Annotated in this window: 14 protein-coding genes and 1 pseudogene; 5 read left to right on the top strand and 10 right to left on the bottom strand. The window is 69.2% G+C overall.

Going from position 1 to position 20,413, the window contains the following annotated elements; all coding sequences use genetic code 11:
- The first annotated feature begins 4 nt into the window (after window positions 1-4).
- From Q0A27_RS15040 to Q0A27_RS08800, 3 genes are all read left to right on the top strand, one after another.
- Complete coding sequence (locus tag Q0A27_RS15040) at window positions 5-355, top strand: dihydrodipicolinate synthase family protein (protein WP_367273315.1); 351 nt, start codon at window positions 5-7, stop codon at window positions 353-355.
- Window positions 244-906 (top strand): dihydrodipicolinate synthase family protein, encoded by a 663-nt coding sequence (locus tag Q0A27_RS08805; protein ID WP_367273317.1) that lies wholly within the window; start codon window positions 244-246, stop codon window positions 904-906. Before Q0A27_RS15040 ends, Q0A27_RS08805 begins: the two co-directional genes overlap by 112 nt.
- 74 nt (window positions 907-980) lie before the next feature.
- A complete protein-coding gene (locus Q0A27_RS08800; RefSeq protein WP_291474680.1) occupies window positions 981-2,468 on the top strand; it encodes an aldehyde dehydrogenase family protein in 1,488 nt (495 codons plus the stop codon).
- Window positions 2,469-2,626: 158 nt separating this feature from the next.
- Here Q0A27_RS08800 and Q0A27_RS08795 read toward each other — a convergent pair whose 3' ends face one another.
- Window positions 2,627-2,788 carry a hypothetical protein gene (locus Q0A27_RS08795; protein ID WP_291474679.1) on the bottom strand — a complete coding sequence of 54 codons (162 nt, stop codon included), beginning with the start codon at window positions 2,786-2,788 and terminating at the stop codon, window positions 2,627-2,629.
- Between the two features lie 321 nt (window positions 2,789-3,109).
- On the opposite strand from Q0A27_RS08795, the pseudogene Q0A27_RS15035 reads away from it, so the two are divergent.
- Both Q0A27_RS15035 and Q0A27_RS08790 read left to right on the top strand, forming a co-directional pair.
- Window positions 3,110-3,232, top strand: a pseudogene (locus tag Q0A27_RS15035) (hypothetical protein); the annotation flags it as partial.
- A gap of 58 nt (window positions 3,233-3,290) precedes the next feature.
- Entirely contained in the window at window positions 3,291-3,656 is a 366-nt protein-coding gene (locus Q0A27_RS08790) for a hypothetical protein (protein WP_291474678.1), read from the top strand.
- Between the two features lie 69 nt (window positions 3,657-3,725).
- Here the strand turns inward: Q0A27_RS08790 and Q0A27_RS08785 are convergent, their stop codons facing one another.
- From Q0A27_RS08785 to Q0A27_RS08745, 9 genes are all read right to left on the bottom strand, one after another.
- Window positions 3,726-4,247 carry a holo-ACP synthase gene (locus Q0A27_RS08785; protein WP_291474677.1) on the bottom strand — a complete coding sequence of 174 codons (522 nt, stop codon included), beginning with the start codon at window positions 4,245-4,247 and terminating at the stop codon, window positions 3,726-3,728.
- Window positions 4,244-13,621: a type I polyketide synthase gene (locus Q0A27_RS08780; RefSeq protein ID WP_291474676.1), complete on the bottom strand. Its 9,378-nt coding sequence runs from the start codon at window positions 13,619-13,621 to the stop codon at window positions 4,244-4,246. The genes Q0A27_RS08785 and Q0A27_RS08780 overlap by 4 nt, the downstream gene beginning before the upstream one ends.
- 65 nt (window positions 13,622-13,686) lie before the next feature.
- A complete protein-coding gene (locus Q0A27_RS08775; protein WP_291474675.1) occupies window positions 13,687-15,234 on the bottom strand; it encodes an acyl-CoA carboxylase subunit beta in 1,548 nt (515 codons plus the stop codon).
- Window positions 15,235-17,190: a biotin carboxylase N-terminal domain-containing protein gene (locus tag Q0A27_RS08770; RefSeq protein WP_291474674.1), complete on the bottom strand. Its 1,956-nt coding sequence runs from the start codon at window positions 17,188-17,190 to the stop codon at window positions 15,235-15,237. It abuts the gene before it with no gap.
- Between the two features lie 281 nt (window positions 17,191-17,471).
- The gene (locus Q0A27_RS08765; RefSeq protein WP_291474673.1) at window positions 17,472-18,110 is read right to left on the bottom strand and encodes a hypothetical protein; all 639 of its coding nucleotides are present in this window, start codon (window positions 18,108-18,110) and stop codon (window positions 17,472-17,474) included.
- 252 nt (window positions 18,111-18,362) lie between these two features.
- Complete coding sequence (locus Q0A27_RS08760; RefSeq protein ID WP_291474672.1) at window positions 18,363-18,767, bottom strand: hypothetical protein; 405 nt, start codon at window positions 18,765-18,767, stop codon at window positions 18,363-18,365.
- Window positions 18,764-19,324 (bottom strand): HutD family protein, encoded by a 561-nt coding sequence (locus Q0A27_RS08755; protein WP_291474671.1) that lies wholly within the window; start codon window positions 19,322-19,324, stop codon window positions 18,764-18,766. Before Q0A27_RS08755 ends, Q0A27_RS08760 begins: the two co-directional genes overlap by 4 nt.
- Window positions 19,325-19,387: 63 nt before the next feature.
- Window positions 19,388-20,032, bottom strand: a complete 645-nt coding sequence (gene recR, locus Q0A27_RS08750; protein WP_291474670.1) for a recombination mediator RecR — start codon at window positions 20,030-20,032, stop codon at window positions 19,388-19,390.
- A gap of 18 nt (window positions 20,033-20,050) precedes the next feature.
- On the bottom strand, window positions 20,051-20,365 hold the full coding sequence (locus Q0A27_RS08745; RefSeq protein WP_291474669.1) for a YbaB/EbfC family nucleoid-associated protein: 315 nt from the start codon (window positions 20,363-20,365) through the stop codon (window positions 20,051-20,053).
- Window positions 20,366-20,413: the final 48 nt, after the last annotated feature.

Raw genomic sequence — 20,413 nt, 5'->3', positions numbered from 1 at the left:
CACCATGACCCTGAACAACACCGCCGACCTGCGCGGCGTCCTCACCGCCCTGTCCACCCCCTTCGACGCCGACGAGAACATCGACGTCGACCTGCTCAAGAAGGTCGTCGACCGGTCGATCGACAACGGTGTCGACGGCGTCGTCGCCGGCGGCTCCACCGGCGAGTTCGCGATGATGACCGACGCCGAGCGTGAGCAGCTCGTCGACACCGTCGCCGGACACACCGGGGTCGCGTCCCGGTCATCGCCCAGACCGGTGCGACAACCACCAGACAGGCCATCCGTTTCTCGAAGGCCGCGGAGAGGTCCGGTGCCGACGTGCTCATGCTGGTCACGCCCTACTACGAGCCGCTGACCCTCACCGAGACCCTCGACTACATCCGCGAGGTGGCCTCCAACGTCGAGCTGCCGGTCATGCTCTACAACATCCCCGGCGCCACCGGCGTGAACCTCGCCGCCGACGACGCCGCTGCCCTGGCAGACGAGTTCGAGAACATCCGCTACATCAAGGACTCCTCCGCCGACTGGGAGCAGGCGCTCCAGCTCATCCACCACCACGGTCACCGGCTGGGCACCTTCATCGGCTGGGACTCCTACATCTACAGCGCCATGGTCGAAGGCGCAGCCGGTGTGATGGCGGGGGCGGCCAACGTGGTGCCGACCGAGATCGTCGAGGTCGTCCGCCTCATCGATGCCGGGAAGCTCGCCGAGGCCCTGGCAGGCTGGAATAAGGTCTACCCGGTGATCGACACGATGATCACCCAGGACTCCTTCATCTCCGCGGTGAAGTCCGGGCTGCGCCACCGGGGCCTTCCGGTGGGCGTCCCGCGTCGCCCCATGGCCGACGTCTCCGCCGAGGCGGACGCCGCCATCGGTGCGGCCGTCGCCCGACTCGCCACCGCCTGACGCCACCGCCTGACGCCACCGCCTGACGCCACTGCCTGACCGATCACCACCCGAGAACCGACAGGAGCTTTCCCATGACTGACGTCCTCCGTTCCGATTCCCCGCTCATCGGCACCGCCGACCTGCCCCCGCTGACGCACTTCATCGACGGGACGTTCCGGGACGCTGCGTCCTCCGACACCGCCACCGTGGTCAACCCCGCGACCGGCGAGGTCCTCGCCGAGGTCGCGCGTGGCACCGTCGACGAGGTCGACACCGCAGTCGCCGCCGCGTCCGCCGCGCTCCCGACCTGGCGCGAGACCACGCCGAAGGAGCGTGCGGATCTGCTCAACCGCATGGCCGACATCGTCGAGGAGAACGCCGACCTGCTGTCCCGGCTGGAGTCCGCCAACGGCGGTAAGCCGAAGGCGGTCGCCGATGACGACATCGCCGGGACCGTCGACATCCTCCGCTTCTCCGCCGGAGCCGCGCGCGCCTACACCGAGCTCGGCGCCGGCGACTACGTCACCGACCACACCTCTTTCATCCTGCGTGAGCCGCTGGGTGTGATCGGTGCGGTCGTGCCGTGGAACTACCCGCTGCTCATGGGCGCGTGGAAGTTCGCCCCGATCCTCGCCGCCGGAAACACCCTGGTGCTCAAGCCGTCGGAGCATACACCGCTGAGCATGCTCAAGTTCATCGAGCTCGTCGCCGATGTCCTGCCCGCCGGTGTCTTCAATGTCGTCACCGGGCGTGGGTCCGTGGTCGGTAACCGTCTCGCCGAGCACCCGGATGTCGCGATGATCGCGCTGACCGGCAGCGTGGGCAGCGGCCAGTCGGTCGCCACCGCTGCCGGCGACTCACTCAAGCGCGTCCACCTGGAGCTCGGCGGCAAGGCGCCGCTGGTCATCTTCGAGGACGCCGACCTGGCCGCCGCTGCGGAAGCGATCCGCGAAGCGGGCTACTGGAACTCCGGTCAGGAATGCGGTGCGGGGACCCGCGTCCTGGTCCACGAGTCCGTGGCGTCTGAGTTCGTCGACCTGCTGGTGGAGCAGGTCTCCACCTTCGTCATCGGCGATCCCGCTGCCGGTGAGTCCGTGGAGATCGGCCCGCTGGTCTCCCAGGGTCACTTCGGCCGCGTCGTCAGCTTCCTCGACCGGGCTGTCTCGGAGGGTGCGACGGCGGCCATCGGTGGTTCAGCGATCGACGGTGACGGGTTCTTCGTCGCGCCGACCGTACTCACCGGCGTGGAGCCGGGGACGGAGGCGGCGTCCGAGGAGATTTTCGGCCCGGTCGTCACCGTCGAGACCTTCTCCGACGAGGACGAGGCGATCCGCCGGGCCAATGGAACGCCGTACGGTCTGTCCGCCTCGGTGTGGACCACCGATGCCGCCCGCTCCATCGACGTCCCGCGGAAGATCGACGCCGGCACCGTGTGGGTGAACTGCCACCTGGTGCTCGCCAATGAGGTCCCGTGGGGTGGGTTCAAGGGCTCCGGCTACGGCCGCGACCTGTCGCTCTACGCGCTGCAGGACTACTCGCGGACCAAGCACGTGCAGATCAACCACGCGCGGAAGAAGTAGGCGGCGACCAGTCACGCCAGCCGCGCCGACCGGTACACAATCATGACGGATTAGCCACGCTGAGTGTCACAGCGGGGCGAATCCGTCACAGTTGCGTACAGGGACCGAGGCCGGAAACCGGTCGCTTCGCACGGGAGGAATTCCCCTCCCGCCGCGTCCTACGAGGCAGGACGCCGCACGACGCGCCACCGTCCGGTGCCCGCCGACTCCGAGACGATGGCACTGTGGCGCACCGGCTCAGGCACGGGCACGAGATCTTCCACGGTGGTGGCGACGGGTCGGGAAGGAAGGCTGAAGCGTTCGCGGAGGTGACGGGTCATGGAGTACCGGTCCCCTTTCAAGCTGTCGGTCGTGTGCGGTCTGCCGGCGCACGGCAGCGTGGATCGCCGCCCGTCAGCACCGGACACCACCGAGTATCGGACACGCCGCTGACACCACCCCTGCGGAAACCCGTGACCTACCGGCACATCCCCTGCCGGTTCACTGGCAGCGGCCCGCAGCACCCCGCAGCGCCCCGGAACATCCCCCTGACCACCGGAAACCGCAGAGTAAATTGATGACAGCCGCATATTATCTTACGTGAATGATGTTAATGTTCTGTGGACAATATGACGGAACGGACAACTACACAGAGAGAATGAGTGAGCGAGCACGAGGACTCTGACATCACTGAACCAGTCGACCGGACCGGCAAGGTCCGCCTATGCCCCGACCACTCGCGCCCCTCCTACAGCCTCTCCACCTGGGTGTCGATGCTCTTCGCCGCGGGCGTCGGCATCGACATGCTCTTCTACCCGGTCACCGACCCCGGTCACCCAGTACATGGTCGCCCCGGTCACCACCCCGGTTCCGTCCTCCGGAGGACGCCGTACCCAGTCGCAGGAGGACTACCTGCGCCTCGAGGTCTTCGACCAGACCGTCACCCGGGGCCACGACCTCAACGGTCTGACGAGGCAGCAGATCGTCGACGATGTCATCGACCGGTACGAGACACACCTCGGGTTCCTCACGGAATCGGCATCCACCGACACCCGGTCCAGGCTCACTTCCCCGGTCACGCCGGTCGCCGAACCCTCCCTCATCAAGGATGGGGAGCAGGAGGACGACAGCCGTGTGAAACGCCGAATGCCCGCATCACGCACTCTGAGGTCGTTGCGGAGGTATCTCCAGCAACCTCAGGCTGCGTGATGCGGACATTGCCGGGCCGACCGGGGGGCGAAGGAAAGGACGCCGGGCGTGGGCCGTAACTCGCAGGCGCTACACCCGCCACTCCCCGACCACGAAGGCCTGGGCGACAGGCCCGTCGTGCGACAGGCTCAGCTGCCACACCGCATGACCTGCCCCGTCTGCCCCGCCGAACCGCGCGGTCAGCGCCCCGTTCACCCGGGCCTCCAGTACAGGAGCCAGCCGGATGTACGGCCGACCCCAGCGGTCCTTGACCACCTCGATCTGCGACCAGTCCATCTGGGCACCGGGAATCTCGTCCCCGGCGTCGGCCAGCGTCCAGGCCTTGTAGAAGGCCTCCTTCGCCGCCCACCGGGCAGCGAGGTGCTGTCCGATGTTCCCACTGGTCTTCGCCAACCGGGCGCACTCACGTCGCTCCGCACCGGTGAAGGACAGCGCGAACTTCGAGCCCGGCAGGTCCAGCTGTTCGGTGAACGCGGGGATGTCGACCACGTCGACGCCCACACCCAGCACGAATCCACGTGGCACCGGATCCGCCGGCTCCACCCGACCTCGCGCGGACACGGGCCCCGCGCCGTTCACCGGGTCACTCACCGGAACAGACCGTCCTCACCGGCGCGGGTCGCCGGGTCGAGCAGCATGGCCGGCTCAGCCTCGTCGATGTCGACACCGTCAGCGAAGCGACGGTGCCCGATCTCCTCGAACAGGGCACGGTGGCCCAGCATGCCGGCCTCGCGGCGGCGGACACCGGCGCGCAGGCGCTCGGAAGCCTTCGCCTCCCAGGCCGCCGCGGCGTCCTCACCCAGCTGGGACGCCACGGCGACGCGGAACGCCTCGGGGTGGACCAGTGCGAGCAGCGCGGAGACGTGACCGAAGCCCAGGGAGGTCAGCAGACCCGCCTTCACCGTGCGCTGCAGCTGCAGCGGCTCACGCAGCCACACCAGATCCGGGGAGGACGCCATCTCCGGGTCCACGCAGTCCAGCGAGCGGTTCGCCGGGATCCGCGAGGTCCGGAACATGTCGCCCAGGCCGGCCATCTGGAAGACGGCGGCACCGCCCTTGGCGTGACCGGTCAGGGTCTTCTGCGACACGACGTACAGCGGGTTACCCGCGGTACGGCCCAGCACGGACGCCAGGCGGGTGTGCAGCTTCGACTCGTTCGGGTCGTTGGCGTTGGTGGAGGTGTCGTGCTTGGAGACGACGGTGATGTCATCGGCGGACACACCCAGCTTCGCCAGGTCGCGGGCCAGGCGGGAATTCTTCCCGCCACGGCCGGCGGCCAGCGCACCCTGTCCCGGGGCCGGGATGGAGGTGTGGGCACCGTCGGCGTAGGACGCCGCGAACCCGACCACGGACTGGACCGGCAGGCCCAGCTTCGCGGCCACGGAACCACGGGCCAGCAGGATCGTGCCACCACCCTGTGCCTCGACGAAGCCACCACGGCGACGGTCGTTGGCGCGGGAGTAGAAGCGCTCGTTGAGGCCCTTGGCGGCCATCTTGTCGGAGTCCGCGGTCGCGTTCATGTTCGCGAAGCCGGTGATGGACTCCACCGACATGTCGTCGGTCGCACCGGCGACCACGAAGTCGGCCTTGCCGAGCTGGATCTTGTCGGCACCCTCTTCGACGGAGACCGCGGCGGTCGCACAGGCACCGACCGGGTGGATCATCGCACCGTAGCCGCCCACGTAGGACTGCATGGTGTGCGCGGCGACGACGTTCGGCAGCGTCTCCTGCAGGATGTCGGACGGGATGTCCTCCTCCAGGAAGCGGTCGACGAAGAGCTTGCGCATCGAGGTCATGCCACCGAAACCGGTGCCCTGCGTCATGGCGACGTCGGACGGGTGCACGGCCTGCAGGATCTCGGCCGGGCTGAAGCCGGCGGAGAGGTAGGCGTCCACCGCGGTGACGAGGTTCCAGATCGCGATGCGGTCCACGGCCTCGATCATGGACGCCGGGATGCCCCAGCGTGCCGGATCGAAGTCGGTCGGGAACTGGCCGCCGACCTTACGGGCCAGGGTGGCCCGTCGTGGTACGCGGGTCCGGGCGCCCGGCAGACGGGTGACGGACCACTCGCCGGTCTCCTCGTCGTGGTTGGCACGCGTGAAGGTCGGGTCGGAGTCCACGAAGGACGCGGCGTCCTCGGCGGAGTCCACGGTGAAGGTGACCTCGTGGTCGAGGAAGATCTCGACCTCCTGCGGGGTGTGCAGGTCCTCGAGGGCCCCGTTCTCACCGTCGTCGACGAAGGTGCGGACACCGGCGCGGGCGGCGACCTCGTCGCGGTAGCGCGTGTAGATCTCCTCCTCGGGCACGATGTTGCCGTCGACGTCGTACCAGCCGGCGACCGGGGTATCCATCCAGGTCAGCAGGCCGGTCATCCAGGCGAGTTCCAGCACACCGGCGGCGGACAGGTCCACGGACCCGTCAGCCTGGATGCCCAGCTCGGCCTCGGCACGGGTACGTCCCGAGCCCCAGGCGCTGACCTCACCGAGGCCCACGACGACGACCATGTCCTCGAGGTCGGTGGTGACGTCACCCCACGGTGCGGCACCGAAGTCAGAGCCGACCGGCTGGGCGACACGCACCGGAGAGGGCAGGGCGTTGACCGTGACCGGGGCCTCGGCGTCCTCCTCGACCGCGGCGGCGGTGGCGAAGGCACCGTCGGCGACAGCCTGGTCACGCATTTCGGTGAGGTTGATCTTGTCGAGCCCACCGGTCAGGTCGGCGTCGACCGGGCCGCCCAGGGCCTCGGCCCGGACCGACTCAGAGCAGAGCTTCAGTAGCTCGCCGGAGATTTCGGCGGGGCTCCACACGTGGACGCCCGCCTCGACGGCGGCGTCGACCAGCGGGTCGTTGCCGCCCATGAGGCCGGTACCGGCGACCCAGCCGATCCGCGGGTGGGCGATGGTGACACGCCCGCCCCTGCCACCCCAGGGCTCGTTGGACCACTTGTTGCAGACGGCGTCGAAGGCGGCCTTGACCTCGCCGTAGGCACCGTCGCCACCGAAGGTGCCGCGGTTCGGCGAACCCGGCAGGACGACGTGCAGGCGGTGGGCCAGGTCGGCCTCGTGGCCGATGCGGGACAGGGCGGTGAAGGACCGCTCGACACTCCACAGCAGCAGTCGGGTCTGGATCTCGGCGTTTCCGCCGGCGTCCTCCACGGTGCCGGAGACGGACGGGGCGGCGAACGGCAGGAAGAGGTCAGGGACCAGGGCGGGCTTGATGAGCTTCTGGTCGGAGCCGACGGTCTCGGTCTGCTCGGTGCCGATCCACTCCACCAGCGCGTCGATGTCGCGGTAGGAGGAGAGGTTGGCCGGCACCAGCCAGATCTTGGCGGACGCCGAGGCGTGCTCGCGGTAGAGCTTCTTGACGAACTCCAGGCGGGCGGAGTTGATGCGGGACGCGGTCATGATGACCGTCGCACCCTCGGCCAGCAGGTCGCCGACCACACCGCCGGCGATGGATGCCGGGGTGACACCGGTGACCACGGCGACCTGCCCCTCGAAGGCACCCGGCTCGGTGGATCGGGCGTCCTCGGCGATGGACCGGAAGCGGGCGGCCAGCGCGGTGTCACCGGCGGCCTCGGCGTGGGCGGCACGGAAACCGGCGTGCACGGCGACGGTCTCGCCGGTGCCCACGAAGGACACGGACTCGGCGAGTTCCTCACCGTTGGCCAGGCGGGCGACGTCCTCACGGGCGGTCGCCCAGCGGTCGTCGATGAGCAGGGTCCGGCGGGCATCGAAGGACGGCGCCACGGACGCGGGCCAGTTCGCGCCGAGCTCGGCGGAGACGGCCTCGAGGACGGCGGCGGTCTCGGCACCCTCCTCGTCGGACAGGGCGGCGGACTCGGGGACGTCGAGGTCCAGGGCGGCGAGGATGTGGCGGGCCGTGGTGGCCAGCACACCCGTCTCACCGGTGACACCTTCGGCGAAGGCGTCGAGGGCGGCGGAGTCCACGGTGCCGCCACCGCCGGCACCACCGGCGGCCGGGATGGCCACCGGGATACCGTGGGCGGCACCTGCCTGGGCGACGGCCTCGTCGATGATCGCGTTGACGTCGTTCATGGTGGTGGCAGAGGTCGCCAGGGTGGCGAGGTCACCACCACGGGAGGACGCACCCTCGCGGGACCCCAGCAGGATCTGCGCGGTGGTGTGGTCGACCCAGCCCGGACCGAGCTCCCAGGTGCCGGTGACCCGGTCGGCGATGGCCGAGGCCTTGGCACCGGCGGCACCGAAGAGCTTGCGCAGGCGGTCCTTGACGGCCTCACCCAGCACCGGCCCGAACGCGGAGTAGTTGTGGGCTGCGGCGTCGACGGTGACGGACAGGGTGTCCACGTCGGCCTCGGCAGCGCCCTCGACGGCGGACAGTCCCAGCTCAGCGGAGATGTCCATGAGCAGCTGGTTCAGACGCGAGGAGACACCGTTGGTCAGCGTACCGGTGGTGTCGGCGCCGCCGATCTGCTCCGGACGCAGCTTGTTGGCGTAGGCCAGCAGCGTCTTGATGGCGTCGGACGCCTTGTACGGCAGGTCGGCGGGACGCTCCACGGCACCGGCCGGGGCGGCCGGGGCGGTGCGCAGCTCGGCGGACTCGGTGACCGGGGCCGGCATGGACTCGGGCACGGATTCCGACGGGGCCTTGGCGGACGCCTCGGCGTGGGAGAGCACCGGGTCGCCGACCGGCACGGAGGTGGGCACAGCGTCCTCGTCCTCGTACACGGGACTGTCGATGGTCTGCTGGTCGGTGTGGTAGACGAGCTTCTCGTCGCGCTGGACGTTGCGCACGGCGACGTCGGCGGCGGAGAAACGCGGAAGCTTGAGGGTCTTGGTGGCCAGGTTCGCCAGGGTCGGCGAGGCACCGAGACCGACCTCGACGACCTCGTCGATGTCGAGACGGTCCGGGGCGAAGAGCAGGTCCTGGGTCTCGATCCAGCGGACCGGGGAGGCGAACTGCCAGCACAGCAGCTCGATGAACAGGGTGCGGGCGGTCTCCGCCTCGGCGGCGTCGTCGACGGTCGCGGCAGCCCAGTCGTCGAGCAGTGCCTGGGCGGGCTCGGAGGGGACGACGTCCAGGATGGAGCGGACGAAGTCCTCGGTGAGCTCGAACGGGCGGGCGACGAGGTTCGGGATATAGCGGCCGACGAGGATCTCGTGGTTGATGCGGGCGGGAAGCAGGCCGTCGAGCTTCTCCCGGAAGTCCGGCACACCGGGGTGCAGGACGCGGGAGTGGAAGGGCACGTCGATGCCCGGGACCATCATGAAGGAGCCCTTGCCGCCGTGCTCGGCGGTGCGCTTCGCGGCGTCCTTCTCGAGGGCGGCGAGACCGGCGACCGTCCCGGCGATGGAGTACTGCTCACCGGCGAGGTTGAAGTTCACGATCTCGAGGAACTCTCCCGAGGCCTCTGCCACACCGTTGACGTACTCGACGACATGCTCGTCGTCGACACCGAACTGGTTGGGGCGCAGGGCACCCATCCGGTAGTTCGAGCGACCGTGCTCGTCGCGCGGGATGAGGTGGTGCATGGTCGAACCGCGGTGGAAGACCACCTCGAGGACGGTCTCCAGGTCGATGGTGCCGGCGTAGGCGGACAGCGCGGTGTACTCACCGAGGGAATGTCCGGCGTAGAAGGCGTCGGCGACCAGGGCGTCCGCCTCGCGCAGGCGGGCGGTCTGTGCCAGGGCCAGGGTCGCCAGGGCGACCTGGGTGAACTGGGTGAGGTACAGGACGCCGTCCGGGTGGTGGTAGGTCACGCCCTTGGCGGTGAGCTCGGTCGGGTTGTCGCGTACGACGGTGAGGATGGAGAAGCCCAGTGCCTCACGGGTGTGCTTGTCCGCGCGCTCCCAGACAGCGGCGGTGGCCTTGGAGGCGGCACGCTCGTCGAGTCCCATGCCCTTGGCCTGGATACCCTGGCCGGGGTACACGTAGGCGATGGTCGGGGCGGCGGTGACCGCGGTGCCCTGGGAGACGAGCTCGTCGTTGATGCGGCAGGTGACGTCGAGCAGCAGTCCGCCACCGGCGACACGTCCGACGCGCTCGACCTGGATGTCCACCGGGTCGCCCAGCTGGACCAGGCCGAACATGCGGTAGGTCCAGCCGAGGATGGTGTGGCCGGAACCGGCCGCGGAGGCGGCGTGCTGGGCGGTGGCCGAGAGCCACATACCGTGGACCAGCGGTGCCTGCAGGCCGGCGACGCGGGCGGCGACGTGGCTGGTGTGGATCGGGTTGAAGTCACCGGAAACCCAGGCGAACGGAGTCATCTCGGCCGGGGCGTTGACCCGGGTGCGCAGCAGGGTGGAGCGCGGGGTGTCGGTGATCTCACGGTCGATGCCGCCGGCGGGGGCCGGATCGGCGGGCGGGGTGGTGCCGAAGGCGCGACCACGGATGGCGAAGCGCTCGGTCTGCCTGCCGAGCAGCTCACCGGCGGCGTCGAACATGTGGTGGTGCACGGTGACGACGCGGCCGGAGGAGGACTCCTCGATGCCGGCGGCCCAGCTGGTGACGGTGATCTCGCCGGTGGGGATCTCGTCGGCCGGGACCTCCAGGGCCACGGAGTGGTCCAGGTGGACGGCGTTGAGCAGACCCTCGATGACCGGGTAATCGTCGACCAGAGCAGAGCCCAGGGCGGCGTAGATGGCCGGCCAGCAGGTGCCGAGCAGGGCGTCCGGCACGATGGTGGCGCGCTCGTCGGAGCGGGAGCCGGAACCGGTCTCGGACAGGTCGGGAAGGCCTGCGCCGGTCACACCGGCGTGCTGGGAGCCGAGGCTGTCGGTGAGGTGGAAGGTGTAGTTGAACTTGCCGAAGGGGGTCTCGGCGGAATCGGAACCCTCGATCTTGGCGGGCATCCGGTCGATGACGTCGCCGGTGACGGAGGTGTTGCCCACACCGGCGGTGCCGGCGAGCAGGCCGTACATGGTCTCCGGGAGCTTCTCCTCGTCGACGACGGGCAGGGCGCCGGAGGCGACCGCGTCGGAGAGGATCAGCGGGACCGGCAGGCGGCGCACGGCGTGGACCCTGCCCTCGCCCTCGCCGGCGGGTGTGCCGTCCCAGAAGGTGTCGAGGTGCAGGTCGACGGTGACCTTCACCGGGCCGCCGTTACTGCCGTCGTCGGTGACGATCAGCTCGTACTTCTCCTCGTCGATGACATGGGCCGGGTTGTCCATGAGGTGGCCGGTCCAGGAGATGTACGGGGTGGCCTTGAGGAAGGACGCCACGTCGGCGGCGTCGGAGGTCCGGGACCACGCGGTGGCGACCTCGGCTTCATCGGCGTTGTCCAGGGAGTGACGGCCGGCGGGGGCGGAGTCGCCACCGGCGACGCGCTCACGGCAGGCGTCCTCGAAGCGGCCGAGGATGGACGCGACGGGCTCGTCGACGGTGGTGATACCGGAGACGGACACCGGGCCCGGGATGATGCGGACCTGGTCGGCGGTGTAGCGCTCGTCCTGGGCCTGCCAGAGGCAGTCCTTGCCCCACCAGGCGAGGAGGTCCTCGTCGATGGCGGGGACGAAGCCGACGGGCTTCGGGAACTTACGGCACAGCACGAGGAACCAGGCGGTGTCCAGCGGGGTCAGGGTGTCCTTCTCGGCCGCCGGGTAGGCGGCGACGAGGGTCTCGATGGCCTTCGCCGGCTCCGCGGCGTCCTGCTCGGTCGGGAAGAGGGTGACGACCTCGCCGTGGTCGGCGTCGGACAGGCGGGCCTCGACACGCTGCAGCAGGAGGTGGAAGCGGGACAGCCAGGACGGGTCGACCCACGGGAAGGACAGCTCGGCGAAACGACGGACGACCTCGGCGTAGGTCATCTCCTCCAGCTCACCGAAGTAGGGCTTGGCGGTCTTGTTCAGCGCGGCGATGATCTCGTCGCGGCGGTCGTTGACGGCCTCGAGGTTGGAGCCGATCTCCTGGATCAGGCGCATGCACTTCGCGGCGGAGTTGTCGACCTCGTGGATGTCCGCACGCAGGTGGGACAGGCCGGAGGTCGCGCCACCGGCGGAGTGGCCCGGGGCGATCCAGCCGCCGTTGGGGGCGGTCAGGGCGGAGCCGGTCTCGTCGGCGACACCGGGGGTGTCGACGAGGAGCTGCTTGATCTCCGGGGTGGTCTTGGCCTCCTTGGCGGTCATCGCCGCGGTGCCGACCATGATGCCGTCGACCGGCATGGCGGGCAGGCCGAGGGCGGTGGCCCAGGAACCGGTGAGGTAATCGGCTGCCCGCTCCGGGGTGCCGATGCCGCCGCCGACACAGAGGACGACGTTCGGCTGACGACGGATCTCAGCGTAGGTGGCGGTGAGCAGGTCGTCCAGGTTCTCCCAGGAGTGGTGACCACCGGCGTGGCCGTCCTCGACCTGGAGGATGATGCTGGTGCCGGTCTCCTCGAGCTGGCGGGCGATGCCCAGGCCGGCGCGGATCTGGGCGACGGTGCCCGGCTTCAGGGCGATGTGGGAGAAGCCGGAGTTACGCAGTGCACCGATGACCTCGGGGGCCTCGTCGGGCTCGGGGATGCCGGCGGAGATGACGACGCCGTCGAACGGTGCGCCGGACTCACGGGCCTTGGAGACCACGCGCTGGGTGCCGAAGTGGAGGTTCCACAGGTAGCGGTCCATGAACATGGCGTTGAACTGGACGGCGCGGCCCGGGTCGAGCAGACCCTTGAGCTTGGTGAGGTTACCGTCGAAGACCTCGGCGGTGACCTGTCCGCCACCGGCCATCTCGGCCCAGTAGCCGGCGTTCGCGGCGGCGGCGACGATCTCCGGGTCGACGGTGGTCGGCGTCATGCCGGCCAGCAGGATCGGGGAACGGCCGGTCAGGCGGGAGAACTTCGTCTCAACGGTGCGGCCGGTCGGCAGGTCGAGCAGGCGCGGGGCGAAGCCCGACCAGTCCACGGTGCGGGCGGGGTCCTCGCCGGGGGCGGCGAGCTCGTCGACGGCGGCCAGGGTGCCGGCGGGCACGAGGCCGGCGCCGGAGCCCTCGACGAGGTCGGCGGAGAGCTTGGAGACGGTCTCACCGGGGCCGAGGTCCAGGAACCAGGTGGTGCCGGAGGCCAGGGCGTCGACGATGCCGTCGACCCAGTCGACGTGGTCGGTGAGCACGGCGCGGGCCAGCTTCTCGGCGGCGCCGTCGGTGTTGAGACCGCAGGCGTCGGCCCAGGCGACGGTCTGGGCCACGGCAGGCTCCATCATGTCGTGGTGGAAGGGCACGGTGACGTCGAGGTACTCGCAGACCGGGGAGAGCGGGGCACCGCCGCGGGTCTTCGCGGCAAGCTCGGCGGCGTCACGGTCGGCGACGACGGCGATGGTCTTCTCGACCACGCCGAGGTCCTCCGGGGCACCGGAGAGGATGAAGCGGCGGTGGCCGTTGCGGATGGCGACCCGGACACCGGTCTCGGCACCGCCGGCTGCCTCGGCGACCTCGGCGAGGACGGCGTCGAGGGTGGCGCGGTCGAGGCCGCGGACCGAGAGCATCGGGGTGGCTTCACCGGCGGAGACACCGAGGGAGCGGGTCAGGCGGGACGCGGCGGCACCGATGAGTCGTGCGACGGCGACGACGTGGGCGGAGTCGCCGGCGCGGCCGTCGACGAGTGCGGCACCGAGGACGCCCTGGGAGTGGCCAAGGACGGAGGCCCGGTCAGCGGCGACGGCGGCGGTGGCGTCGTAGCCGGCGGCCTTCAGCGCGGCGAGCTGGCCGAACTGGGCGACGGTGATGCCCGGGACGGACAGGGCGGCGGAGACCGAACCCTTGGCACCGGTCAGGCGCTCGAGGGTCAGGGCACCGGCGGTGGCTGCGGTGACCTGCGCGGCGACCGGTGCGATGAGAGCTGCGGAGTCGTCGAGTACGCCGCGGACGGCGTCACCCAGGGACGGGTCCTCGGCGAGGTCGGTGAGCCCGGCGCGCCAGGCGGTGGCCTGTCCGCCGAACAGGAGGGTGGCCCGGTCGGCGCCCGCATCGGCGGAGCTCAGTCGGGAGAAGAAGCTGGTGTGGGTCATGATGTCCTTTGCGTAGGAGTCGGTGACGGGAAGTGTCGCTGGCTGTGGGGCTGGTACCGGACCCGTCACAGAGGCCCGTTGGAGTGGTACTTGAACCGGTTGAGGTCGCGGTGCTTGGTGCGCAGGGCACGCAGGGCGACGGCGATGGTGTCGCGGGTGTCGATCGGCTGGACGATGCCGTCGAGTTCACCCATCTCCACGGAGAAGTTCGGGTTGATGTTCTTCGCGGCGTACTCGTCGGAGAGCTGCTTGGCCACGGCGGCCTGCTCCCCCTCCGGGGCGGCCCTGATGTCACGGCGGTTGAGGATCTGGACCGCACCGTCGGCACCCATCACGGCGATCTCGGCCTTGGGCCAGGCGTAGGCGTAGTCCGCGCCGATGCCCTTGGAACCCATGACGATGTACGCTCCGCCGTACGCCTTTCGCGTGATGATGGTGATCATCGGGACGGTGGCGTTGCCGTAGGCGTAGATGACCTTGGCGCCACGGCGGATGATGCCGGCGCGCTCCTGCTCGGCGCCGGGCAGGTAGCCGGGCACGTCGACGAGGGTGATCACGGGCAGGCCGAAGGCGTCGCAGCAGCGCACGAAGCGGGCGGTCTTCTCGGAGGACTCGACGTCCAGGGTGCCGGCGTTGTGCATCGGCTGGTCGGCGACGATGCCGACGGGGCGTCCCTCGATGCAGGCGAAGCCGATGACCATGGACTTCGCCCAGTGCTCCTGGACCTCGACGAACTCGCCGTGGTCGACAATGGCCTCGATGACCTCGACGACGTCGTAGGGCATGCGGGGGTCGTCGGGGATGATGTCGCCGACGCCCATCGCGGCCTCGATGTCTTCGGGGGACGGCTGGTAGGAGTAGTTCGCCTGCTCGTCGTTGCAGTTCTGCGGGAGGTAGTCCATCAGGCTGCGGGCGTAGTCGATGGCGTCCTCCTCGTCGTCGGCGAGGTAGTGGGCCACGCCGGAGACCGAGTTGTGCATCTGGGCGCCACCGAGGTCGTCGAGGCTGATGACCTCACCGGTGACGGCCTTGACCACGTCGGGGCCGGTGACGAACATGTGGGCGTTCTCCTTCGTCATGATGACGAAGTCGGTCATGGCCGGGGAGTACACCGCACCGCCGGCGCACGGGCCGAGGATGACGGAGATCTGCGGGATGAATCCCGAGGCCTGGCAGGACGCCCGGAAGATCCGGCCGTACATGGCCAGACCACCCACACCCTCCTGGATGCGGGCTCCGCCGGAGTCGAGCAGCGCGAAGCAGGGAACGCCCTGCTGGACGGCGCGCTCGATGAGGTCGGTGATCTTCTGACCCTCGACCTTGCCGAGCGTGCCGCCGCGGATGGAGAAGTCCTGGGAGTAGACGGCTACGGGGCGACCGCCGACGGTGCCGAAACCGGTGGCGACGGCGGCGCCGAGGAAACCCTGGGCCGGGTCGCCGCCGAAGAAGCGACCGTGCTCGACAAAGGATCCCTCGTCGCAGAGCATCTCGATGCGCTCGCGGGCGGTCAGCTTGCCCTTGGCGTGCTGGAAGTTCTTCGCCTTCTCGTCGGCGGCGGCGGCCAGGGCCGCGTAGTCGACGACGGCTTTCTCGGTGCTGGATGCGGTGGTCATCTACGCCTCCTCGGTGTTCTCGGTGGTGGCATCTGCGGCGGCAGCGGCGTCACCCTCAGCGACGTCGATGTGCAGCAGCGGGGTGCCGGCCGGGACGTTCTGCCCGATCTCGACGTCGAAGGAGGTGAGCACACCGGACGCCGGGGCGTGGATGTACTTCTCCATCTTCATGGCCTCCAGGACGATGATGACGTCACCCTCGTTGACCTGGGAGCCGACTTCGGCACCGAGGCGGACGACGATGGCCTGCATCGGGGCCAGCAGGGCACCTTCGGCGTTGAGGCCTTCACCGGCGTCCGGTGCGGCGTCCTCATTCTTCTTGCGCCGTCGGGAGCCACGCAGCGGCTGAACGCGGCGGCGGGCGTTGCTGCCGATCTCGCCGAGGGAGTCGCCGATGTTGCCGAGTCCGGACTGCATCATCGAGCCGAGACCGGCGAGGGACGCGAGGCCCTCCGGCAGGGTGATCTTGTGGCGGCGGCCGTCGATCTGGGCGGTGAAGGTGCGCAGTGCGTCGGCGATGGCGTGGCCGACACCGTCCTCGTCGTCACCGGACTTCGCCTCGCCGTCCCTGCCCCCCTTCCTGCCGAGCTTGACCCACTCCCCGTCGGTGAGCTCCGGGAGGAATTTCGTCTCCAGCCAGCGGGTACGGACCTGCAGGTCACCGTGCTCGTTGGTACCGTCGAAGTCCGGGTGGGCCATGATGAGGTCCAGCAGCGGGGTGACGGTGGCGATGCCCTTGATCTCCAGCTCGTCGAGGGCGCGGCGGGCACGCTCGATGGCACGGGTGCGGGTCGGGCCGGTGACGATGAGCTTGGCGATCATCGAGTCGAACTCCGGGGAAACCTTGTCGCCGAGGCGGACGCCGGTCTCGATGCGGATGCCGTGGCCGGCGGGCCAGGTCAGTTCCTTGATCTTGCCGGCGGCCGGGGCGAGGTCGTTGGCCGGGTCCTCGGAGGTCAGGCGCAGCTCGATGGAGTGTCCACGGACCTCGGGGACCTCGGGGACGGTGCCGCCGTCGGCGATGATGAACTGGGCCTCGACGAGGTCGAGCCCGGTGACCTCCTCGGAGACGGTGTGCTCGACCTGGAGGCGCGGGTTGACCTCGAGGAAGTGGAGGTTGCCCTCGTCGGTGAGCATGAACTCACAGGTGCCGAGGCCGACGTATCCGGTGTGGTCGAACAGGGCCCTGGACCACGTGGTCAGGGTCTCGACGGCTCCCTCGGGCATGAAGGGGGCCGGGGCCTCCTCGATGACCTTCTGGTTGCGGCGCTGCACGGAGCAGTCGCGGGTGGTGACGACGGCGAAGTTGCCGTGGACGTCCCGCATGCACTGGGTCTCGATGTGGCGACCCGAGGTGATGAACTTCTCGATGAAGAATTTGCCGAGGTCACCGCCGACCATGGCGTGTCCGGCGGCGAAGTTCTTCACGTCCTGCTCGTCACGCATGACCTCGATGCCGCGTCCGCCACCTCCGTCGGAGCGCTTGAGGACGATCGGGAAACCGTGTTCGGCGATGAAGGCGTCCACCTCGGCCATGTCGGAGACCGGGTCGACGGTGCCGGGCACCGGCTCGACACCGGCGGCGATGGCGACACGGCGGGCACTGATCTTGTCACCGAGCTGGCTGATCGTGTCGGCGGCCGGGCCGAGCCAGGTCAGACCGGCGTCGGTGATGGCCTGCGCCGCTTCAGGGACCTCGGAGAGGAAGCCGTAGCCGGGGTGGACCGCGTCGGCACCGGAGCGCTTGGCGATGTCGATGATCTTGTTGACGTCGAGGTAGGTCTCCTGGAGGGTGGTGCCCTCCAGTGCGTAGGCCTCGTCGGCCAGGATGACGGCCGGGGATTCGATGTCCTGGTCGGAGTACACGGCCACGGAGTGCAGGCCGAGGTCACGGGCGGTCCGGACGACACGGGCGGCGATTTCGCCGCGGTTCGCCACGAGAATACTGGACGGCATCGGGCTCCTTTCGGGGAGGCGTCTGATCGGTAGGGATCAATCGGTGTGGATCATCTGCGCGGGACCGGTTCCCGCGCGAACGAGGACACACGCTATGCCTGCCGTCTGGCACCCCGGGTGAGTCATACCTTCGTTATAACAATTTCCACCCCCGCCTTCCGCCGTCCGGATACCCGTCCGGCCTTGACGATCGGCCCCTGTTCTTCCAGTAGGGAACGGGTTTCTTCGGGAAACGGAATCCGCACTCCACGACGTGACCCCCCACCCCCGATTACAAGTGGTCATACCACATGAATGTGATACGCGTCACTGTATCGTGACATGTTTAAAAACATACGGATGAACGAGTGTTCACACACCGTGCCCATACATGCACCACCGAGCGAGTGCCAGGTGAAGTTGACCATCGTGTTCGTGTCCGTGAGCATGCCCTTCGCGCCACCGGCGGAGATGATCCGTTCCGCCGTCGGGCAGATGCGCTTCTCGATCAGCTCGCCGTCGCCGCCGGCCGGCCGGTGCAGCTCAGCCCGACCGGACGCGGCGTCCCACCGGAAACTGCCACGGGTGTCGCTGACGCCGTAGCCGACCATCATCGTCGAGGCGATGTCCGCGCCCATGCCGGGCATGGACGTCCGGATGACCGTGTGCGCGTGGTTGACGTCGTCCGCACGCTCGACGTCGGCGACCTCGGTGCGGGTACGCAGCTCGGCCGGTCCGGTCGCCCCGGCGCGGGCGATGTAGGTGACGTCCACCGAAGTGCTTGCCGTCGGTGCAGGAAAGCGCCATCTCGCCGCGCAGTTCCCGTCGCGCGAAGTCCCGGTCGAGGCGACGGGGAAGTGGGTGTTGAAGATCTCCTTCGTCGGTTCCAGGGACATGCCCTGGTAGACCAGCGATCCGCCGCCGAGACCGGTGGAACGCATCGCCGTCATCGTCACAGAGACGACAGCCTCGAGAATGCCGACGTAGGGATCGACGGCGAGGTGCCTTCCCGAACAACTGTGGAGCGGGGCCGGAGGATCCGAGCGGACTGTCCTGGGCTGCGGCCCTGCCGGCCCGTCCGCGACCCGGGCAGCGATACCGCCCGAGATGCTGAGGGTTCTCCTGTGCAGGGGTGGAGGTGACCCTCAAGTTCATGTCACTGCAGAATCTTTACATATTCAAACAGTCATTTTCTACCGCAGACGCAGCACCGACGCGATCATCGGCAGCTGTGCCGCGACCCGGGCCCACCCACCGATCTTCATCGCGGTGGACTTGCGGTCATCGGCCTGCCAGTCGATCGCCATCTTCACGTTGCCGGGCAGGACGCCGACCAGGAAGACGGCGGCAGGCTTCGCAGCCTTCGCCCGGGTCTTCGGGTTCGCGATCGCGGCGGCCAGACCGAACTCGACCAGTGCACTCCCCCACGTCCAGAGCTTCGCCTCACCGGGCAGCTGTTCCGGGATGAGCATGTCGTAGAACCGGCGTGCCCCGAAATGGAGGACGCCGGCACCGCCGAAGACGGTGGTCCACACGGCTGCGCGTGCGACGTCGGTTCTGCTGTTCGCGTTCTCGTCTGTGCCCATGTCCTCAGTCATACCGTCCACGAGACCACGGCCAGCGGCGTTCCCGGGGAAATGTCGCGGATCTCACCCATTCCCGCGCGGTGCGGGACCAGCAGATCGGCGGTGTCGTCGAGCAGTACCGCAGCCAGTGCGTTGTCGACCGGCATCATCGCGTCCACGACGGTGACCTGCAGGCGTCCTGCGGCGGGACTGTCCCGGTCGACCATGAGGTTCACCGCCCAGGTCGGACGGGGAAGGCTGGTGAGGACGGCGTCCGCCCCACCGTCGAAGGCGAAAGGGGTGTGGGCGGGGATGCGGTACGGCGTGCCGTCGACGGTGAGCTCGATGTCCGCGAGTGGGGTGTGGATCCGGTCCATCCCGGGCAGCGGGGAGAACGGGCCCTCCTCGTTGAGGGACGCCACGCTCAGCCGCCACCATCCGTCGACCGGGAAGAAGCGGCTGTAGTACGCGGCGGACTCGTCCGGGGAGATCAGCTCCACGGTGGTGCCGCGGCCGTTGGCCCAGGGCTGTGCGGTCAGGTCACTGGTGCGGCGCAGGGTGCGCCATGTGGTGGTTCCGGTGGTGGTCACGTGGTTCAGTCTGCCCGTGTTGCGGCTGGTTCGCAGCGCGGGCGAGGCGGGGACGCCCAGGCGTCACCCCAGCGGTGTGCGGCCCTCGAAGGCGCGGGAGAGCGTCAGCTCGTCGACGAACTCGAGGTCACCGCCCATCGGGATGCCCGAGGCCAGCCGGGAGACCGTCAGCCCGGGGAAGTCCTTGAGCAGGCGTCCCAGGTAGGACGCCGTGGCCTCACCCTCCGTGTTCGGGTCCGTGGCGATGATGACCTCGGTGATGTCCGGGGCGTCCGGCAGGGTACCGTCGGCGGCCGGGACGTCGTCGACACGGCCACCGATGCGCTGCACCAGGGCGGTGACGTTGAGTTCCTTCGGCCCCACACCGTTGAGCGGATCGAGTGCCCCACCGAGGACGTGGTAGCGCCCCTTGTACTCACCGGTGCGCTCGATGACCTGGATGTCCTTGGACTCCTCGACGACGCAGACGAGCGTGGCGTCCCGCGAGGAGTCCGCGCAGATGCGGCAGACGTCCTCGGAGGAGATGTTGTGGCAGATGCGGCAGAAGTGTACGCCCTGCTGCAGGCGCGTCAGGGCGCCTGCGAGACGCTCAACGTCCGTCGATTCCGCCTGCAGCAGGTGGAAGGCGATGCGCTGCGCACTTTTCGGGCCCACCCCGGGCAGCCGGGAGAACTCGTCGATGACGTCCTGGAGTGGACCTTCGAACAACTCAGTGGCTCCTGAACTCTAGAGACCGAAGCCGCCGAGGCCCTGCGACAACGGGCCCATCTTCTCCTGGGACAGCTGCTGGAGGTTGTCGTTGGCGGCCTGGAAGGCACCGATGACGAGGTCCTGGAGGGTCTCGACGTCGTCGGGGTCGACGACCTGCGGGTCGATGTTCACGGACTGGACCTCGCCGGCACCGCTGATGGTGACCTTGACGAGGCCGTTGCCGGCGGCGCCCTCGACGGTGGAGGCGACGATCTCGGCCTGCGCCTCCTGGAGCTTCTGCTGCATCTGCTGGGCCTGGGCCATGATCTGGTTCATGTCGGGCTGGGGCACGGTGGGTCCTTTCGGGACGGTGGTGAAGGTCGTGAGTGTTCAGGTTTA

It is taken from the genome of Corynebacterium sp. (assembly GCF_022712275.1).
Lineage (GTDB): Bacteria > Actinomycetota > Actinomycetes > Mycobacteriales > Mycobacteriaceae > Corynebacterium.
This window is presented reverse-complemented; position numbering and strand designations above follow the sequence as displayed.

Coding starts and splice junctions, on each gene's coding strand:
- Q0A27_RS08790 (WP_291474678.1), top strand. CDS start 3,291: ATGGTCGCCCCGGTCACCACCCCGGTTCCGTCCTCCGGAGGACGCCGT.
- Q0A27_RS08770 (WP_291474674.1), bottom strand. CDS start 17,190: ATGCCGTCCAGTATTCTCGTGGCGAACCGCGGCGAAATCGCCGCCCGT.
- Q0A27_RS08760 (WP_291474672.1), bottom strand. CDS start 18,767: ATGACTGAGGACATGGGCACAGACGAGAACGCGAACAGCAGAACCGAC.
- Q0A27_RS08795 (WP_291474679.1), bottom strand. CDS start 2,788: ATGACCCGTCACCTCCGCGAACGCTTCAGCCTTCCTTCCCGACCCGTC.
- Q0A27_RS08800 (WP_291474680.1), top strand. CDS start 981: ATGACTGACGTCCTCCGTTCCGATTCCCCGCTCATCGGCACCGCCGAC.
- Q0A27_RS08780 (WP_291474676.1), bottom strand. CDS start 13,621: ATGACCCACACCAGCTTCTTCTCCCGACTGAGCTCCGCCGATGCGGGC.
- Q0A27_RS08775 (WP_291474675.1), bottom strand. CDS start 15,234: ATGACCACCGCATCCAGCACCGAGAAAGCCGTCGTCGACTACGCGGCC.
- Q0A27_RS15040 (WP_367273315.1), top strand. CDS start 5: ATGACCCTGAACAACACCGCCGACCTGCGCGGCGTCCTCACCGCCCTG.
- Q0A27_RS08765 (WP_291474673.1), bottom strand. CDS start 18,110: ATGCGTTCCACCGGTCTCGGCGGCGGATCGCTGGTCTACCAGGGCATG.